This is a genomic window from Streptomyces sp. FH025, assembly GCF_017427025.1.
Taxonomy (GTDB): domain Bacteria; phylum Actinomycetota; class Actinomycetes; order Streptomycetales; family Streptomycetaceae; genus Kitasatospora.
The window spans coordinates 1-6,016 of the sequence record NZ_JAFLNG010000477.1 but is presented as its reverse complement, the minus strand read 5'-3'; the positions used below and the strand labels follow the sequence as shown (position 1 = coordinate 6,016).

Sequence of the window (6,016 nt, the reverse complement as noted above, 5' to 3'; positions counted from 1 at the left end):
TCCTGGCCGCGTTCAACAAGGACTTCACGGACTTCCGCTACCTGCACTTCCCGGACGCCGCCAGGGGCCGAGGCTGGCTCTCCGCGATCCTCAACACCGTCGCGACGACCAACGAGACGGAGGACTTCAACGAGCAGTTCTCGCTCGCCCGCAGGGCCTTCGGCCGAGATCCGTCGATCACCACCGTCCGCTGCGGGGTCTCCCTCACCTTCGAGGGCCTGGTGACCGTCGCCAGCAAGCCCGACCAGGTCAAGAAGGACCTCGCCACCTTCAAGGCGTTCTGCGACGGCGCCGCCGCGCGGGCCGAGAAGCTCGGGGACACCGGTGAGAGCGCTCCCGAGAACTGGCTGTTCGGGGCCGGGGCCGGCGACAAGGCCGTGCACGCGGTCCTCATCGTCGCTGCGGACACCGAGGAGCTGCTGAAGGAGAAGCTGAAGAACCTCGACACGGTCGAGCAGACCCACCAGATCACCCGCGTCCACGTCGACGAGGGCCGCACCCTGACGGGCGACCTGAGGGGCCACGAGCACTTCGGCTACAAGGACGGCATCTCCCAGCCCGGCGTCAAGGACTTCCACCGCGAGGACGCCGGCCGCAAGGGCTTCCGCGACAACCACGCCGGGGCCGAGCTGATCGAACCCGGCGAGTTCGTCTTCGGCTACCGGAGCGAACAGGGCGACCGCAAGGCGCCGGCGTGGATGAAGGACGGCTCCCTCCAGGTGGTGCGCCGCCTGCGCCAGGACGTCGCCGGCTGGAACAAGGCCGTGGTGGACGGCGTCAAGGACTTCACCGGGACCATGGACGCCACCCGACTCGGTGCCTGCCTGGTCGGCCGGGCCAAGGACGGCACGCCGCTCGCCCCGGCGGTCAGCGCCGTGACCGGCCTCGGCTCGGACCGCAACGACTTCGACTACGTGAACGACCCCACCGGCCTGCACACCCCCTGGGTCGCGCACATCCGCCGCACCCATCCGCGCGCCTTCGCCGGCATCAACGACAACAAGCCGAAGAGCCACCGCCTGATGCGCCGCGGAATCCCGTACGGCCCCCAGTTCGCGGGCGGCCCGGACGACGGCAAGGACCGCGGGCTGATGTTCGTCTGTTACGGCACCTCGTTGGAGCAGCAGTTCGAACTGGTCCAGCAGCACTGGTCCAACTCCGACACGTTCCCCCCGGGCAAGAGCGAGCCCGACAGGGTGGTCGCCAACGGCTTCGACAAGGTCACCGGCCTCGCCGGCAAGGCCGCGATCGAGCTCGCGGACGGCACCCACGGCACGGTCGACATGAAGCGCTTCGTCCGCACCACGGGCGCGCTCTACGCCTTCACCCCCTCGATCAGCACGCTGAGGCTGCTCGCCGAGGGCAAGGACCTCCCCAACAAGTCCATCGGCTCCTGAGCGGCGAGGAGAAACCATGAGTGAGAACCCCACGGTCGGGGGCACGGCCCGCGACCGCGCCCGCCTGCGAACCTGCCAGGAGCTGGCCCGCGAGCTGCTGCTGGTCGGTCCGGACGGCGAGGACCTGAAGCTGCGCTACCTCGACGTCCTGATCAAGGACGGCATCCCTCGGGCGGAGGAGCCCAAGGACGTGCTGATCGTCGGCGCCGGGATCGCCGGTCTGGTCGCCGGGAAGCTGCTCAAGGACGCCGGGCACCACGTCACCATCCTGGAGGCCAACGCCAGCCGCGTCGGCGGGCGGATCAAGACCTTCCGCGCCACCGGCGACGGGCAGGACGGCCCGTTCTACGACCCGGAGCAGTACGGGGAGGCCGGGGCGATGCGGCTGCCCAGCTTCCACCCGCTCACCCTGGCCCTGGTCGACAGCCTCGGCCTGCGCCGGCAGCTGTTCTACAACGTCGACGTCGACCCCGACACCGGCAACCAGAACGCGCCCGTCCCGCCCGTGGTGTACGAGTCCTTCGAGGACGGCAAGGTCTGGAAGTACGGCGAGGACAGCCCGGACTTCCGCGAGCCGGTCAAGCGCTTCAACAGCTGGATCCGCACCAACCGGACCCAGGTCCGCCGCGGCGAGTACGCCGCCGACCCGTCCAGCGTCAACGAGGGCTTCCACCTCACCGGCGACGAGGCGCGGATCACCGCCGCCGAGATGGTCAACCAGGCGCTGGAGTCGGTCCGCGACTACTACTCGTACATCGAGGACGGCAAGCGGGTCCGCAAGCCGTACGCCGAGTGGCTGGACGGCTGGGCCAGGGTGATCCGCGACTTCGACGGCTACTCGATGGGCCGGTTCCTGCGCGAGTACGCGGGCTTCAGCGACGAGGCCATCGAGGCGATCGGCACGATCGAGAACATGACCTCGCGGCTGCACCTGGCCTTCTTCCACACCTTCCTGGGCCGCAGCGACATCAACCCGGACGCCACCTACTGGGAGATCGACGGCGGCAGCTGGCAGCTGCCCTACGCCCTCGCCGAGGACCTGCGGGACGAGCTCGCAATGGGCGAGCGGATGATCCGGATGGAGTACTGGGACCCGCGCCACGACGGCGGGGCCGGCGAGGACGTCGGACCGAACGGGCCGCAGGTCGCCGTCCACACCGTGCCCGAGGGCGACCCGCAGGCCGAACCCAAGGTCTGGACGGGCGACTTCGCGATCGTCACCGTCCCGTTCTCCGCGCTGCGCTTCGTCCAGGTCGCGCCCCCGTTCTCGTACAAGAAGCGCCGGGCGATCATCGAGACGCACTACGACCAGGCCACCAAGGTGCTGCTGGAGTTCTCCCGCCGGTGGTGGGAGTTCACCGAGGCGGACTGGAAGATCGAACTCGACTCCATCGAGCCCGGCCTGTACGAGTACTACCAGCGGGCCGGCGAGGAGGACGCCGAGGCGGCCTTCGCGGCCGCCCACAACGGCCACCGGCCCCCGCCCAACCTGCCGAAGGTGCTGCTCGGCGCGCACCGCAGCGTGGACTCCGACCGGATCAGCGCGAAGCAGCTGGAGGCCTACCGGCACAGCCCGCTGCACCGGGCGAGCGTGCGCCCCGCCACCGGCTGCTTCGGCGGCGGCTCGACCACCGACAACCCGAACCGCTTCATGTACTACCCCTCGCACGCGGTGCCCGGCAGCGACGGCGGCGGCGTGGTGCTGGCCAGCTACAGCTGGTCGGACGACGCGGTGCGCTGGGACTCGATGGAGGACCACGAGCGCTACGTCCACGCGCTGCGCAACCTCCAGTCGGTGCACGGCCGTCGCATCGAGGTGTTCTACACCGGCTACGGGAAGACCCAGAGCTGGCTGCGCGACCCGTACGCCTTCGGCGAGGCGGCCGTGTACACCCCGCACCAGATGACCAGCTTCCACCTCGACGTGGTCAAGCCGGAGGGCCCGGTGCACTTCGCCGGCGAGCACGTCTCGCTCAAGCACGCCTGGATCGAGGGCGCGGTGGAGACCGCCGTCCGGGCGGCGATCGCCGTGCACGAGGAACCACCGCCACCGCCCCGCGCCGAACCGGAGATCCGTCCCGAGGCGCAGGCCGGCCGGGAGCGCCGACAGGAGGCGATGAGCCGATGAGCCGCAACGACGAATGGACGGTGGGCCGTTACCTGGCCACCAGGCTGGAGCAGCTGGGCATCCGGTACCTGTTCGGGGTGCCGGGCGACTTCCTCGGCCCGTTCCTGACGATCATGCACGACACCACCTCGGTGCGCTGGGTCGGCACCCCGACCGAGATCGGTGCCGGCTACGCCGCAGACGCCTACGCCCGGGTGCGGGCCTCCGAAGCCGACCTCGCGAGCGGCGAGCAGGGCGTCGCCGCCGTCGCCGTCACCTACGGCGTGGGCTCGTTCAGCCTGCTCAACCCGGTCGGCGGTGCGTACGTCGAGTACGTGCCGGTGATCGTGATCAACGCGGCGCCGTCGTACGAGCAGTGGCTCAACTACCAGGCGGTGGGCCTGCTCACCTCGCACATGAGCCAGCGCCGGGAGAGCAACCTGGAGGTCTACCGGCAGGTCACGGTGGACGCGCAGGTGCTCTCCAATCCCGGGCTCGCGCCCTCGCAGATCGACAGCGCGATCATCGCCGGTCTGACCGAGCGCAGGCCGGTCTACCTGGAGGTGATGGACGACCTCTGGAACGCCCCGTGTGCCGCGCCGCAGGGCGAACTCCGGCGCCAGGAGAGGCCGTTCACCAAGAGGAACGAGGCGATGCTCGCCAAGGCGGTCGAAGCCTCGGTCGAGCTGGTCGAACGGTTCGGCACGCCGGTCCTGTGGGCGGGCGAGGAGATCCAGCGCAACCGGCTGGAGCGGGAGCTGGTCTCGCTGGTGGAGCTGACCGGAATCCCGTTCTGCACCACCGTCGGCGCGAAGTCCGTGGTCTCCGAGAACACCCCGGGCTTCATGGGCGTCTACAACGGCAAGGCGAGCCTGCCGGAGGTGCGCAAGGCCTTCAAGGCCGCCGGGTGCAGGATCGGCCTGGGCACCTGGTCGACGTCGAAGAACCTCGCGGGTGAGAAGTCGATCGACGACGACTGGATCGTGGCCGCCCGCGAGGGCGTCAGCGTCGGCGCGCAGTACTTCCCGGAGGTCCAGCTGGCGCGGTTCATCCCGGCGCTGCGTGACGCGCTGGGCATCGCGTTCGGCAAGCGGGCGTTCGAGACCGACCTCTTCGCCCTGGCCCACGCCGAGGACCGGAACGTCCCGGCGAGCACGGCCGCCTTCCTGACCGGACTGAGTGCCGAGGACTACCCCGAGGAACTCACCTACGACGGGTTCTTCCAGCACGTGGACGCCTTCCTGCTGAGCCAGGCGCAGGGCGTCGGCACGGAGGCCACCTCGCCGTTCTCGGTGATCTCGGACGCGGCGTTCGCCCTCCTGGGCTCGATGAACCTGCAGATCGTCGAACGCGGGGGCTTCCTCGCCCAGAACAGCTGGCTGTCCATCGGCTACTCGGTCGGCGCGGCCACCGGTGTGGCGCTGGCCCACCAGCAGCCGCTCAAGCGGCCACTGGTGTTCGTCGGGGACGGCTCGTTCCAGGAGGTCTGCCAGGAGCTGTCCACGCACGTGCGCCACCACCTGCGGCCGGTGGTGTTCGTCCTGGACAACGAGGGCTTCTACGGCATCGAGCAGATGCTGATCAGCCCCTGCTACTACAAGGACAGGCCGTCCGACGGGGCCGACTTCTACAACGTGCTGCACCCGTGGCGGTACGAGAAGCTGGCGGAGGTCTTTGGCTCGGAGAAGGACCGGATGCACGGGCGGGAGCTCACCACCCACACCGAGCTGGAGGCGCTGCTGTCCGAGATCGCCGATCCGGCCGACGAGATCAACCACGGCCCGATCCTGGCCCGCGTCCGGCTCAGCCGACACGACTACCCGCGGGCGCTCCAGTACAAGATCGACGAAAGCTGCCCGTAGCCGCGCCCGACGCCGCAGCGGCCCCGGTCCTCGGACCGGGGCCGCCGCGCGTTGCGAGACTCTCCGAGTGAAGAGCCGGAGCGAGGCCGCCCGATTGGCGGCTCACCGGCTGCCTGATGGCACATCAGGCACATACGTTTGAGTCCGGTGCTCACGGCGGCGCTCCTGCCCGGAGTTCATCCACTACTTGTCACGGACCACGAAGCCAGAGGAACAGTCATGCGCCTCACCCGCTGCACTCTCGCCGTCTCGACGATGGCGGTTTCCGCCTCGGCCTTCGGCCTGCCCCTCCTCCTCACGGACTGGATGCCCCAGCGTGCCGACGCCGGGCAGGTCCGCGTGGTCAGCGCTCTCGACACCGTGCGGAGCGAAGCCGAATTACTCCCACCGCCCGCCACGTATCCGGGCCCACGGGACTCGGTACCTCCCTGTTCCAGCTACGGCGGCCCCTACTGCGGCTGGGTGAGGACGTACTGGGGCGGCTGCGATTGGGACTGGGGCCTGAGCTACGGGTTCAAGAACCCCGACCTGCTCTGCTTCCACGACCCCCGCCCGAAGCCCACGGACACGCCCAGCGCCGCGGCGACCCCCAGCGCCTCTGCCACGTCCAGCCCTTCGGCCAAGCCCAGCAGCGCTCCGTCGCACCCGGC

3 protein-coding genes and 1 pseudogene are annotated in these 6,016 nt (G+C 69.9%); all 4 read left to right on the top strand.

The genetic code is table 11. From position 1 onward, the window contains the following. A partial coding sequence (locus tag J0670_RS27165; RefSeq protein ID WP_207814311.1) for a Dyp-type peroxidase occupies window positions 1-1,397 on the top strand: 1,397 nt, incomplete at its 5' end. Window positions 1,398-1,413: 16 nt separating this feature from the next. Then, window positions 1,414-3,525: an FAD-dependent oxidoreductase gene (locus tag J0670_RS27160; RefSeq protein WP_207814310.1), complete on the top strand. Its 2,112-nt coding sequence runs from the start codon at window positions 1,414-1,416 to the stop codon at window positions 3,523-3,525. Further along, window positions 3,522-5,366, top strand: coding sequence for an alpha-keto acid decarboxylase family protein (locus tag J0670_RS27155; RefSeq protein WP_207814309.1), 1,845 nt, complete (start codon window positions 3,522-3,524; stop codon window positions 5,364-5,366). Before J0670_RS27160 ends, J0670_RS27155 begins: the two co-directional genes overlap by 4 nt. Window positions 5,367-5,828: 462 nt before the next feature. Further along, window positions 5,829-6,016, top strand: a pseudogene (locus J0670_RS27150) (hypothetical protein); the annotation flags it as partial.

Coding starts and splice junctions, on each gene's coding strand:
- J0670_RS27160 (WP_207814310.1), top strand. CDS start 1,414: ATGAGTGAGAACCCCACGGTCGGGGGCACGGCCCGCGACCGCGCCCGC.
- J0670_RS27155 (WP_207814309.1), top strand. CDS start 3,522: ATGAGCCGCAACGACGAATGGACGGTGGGCCGTTACCTGGCCACCAGG.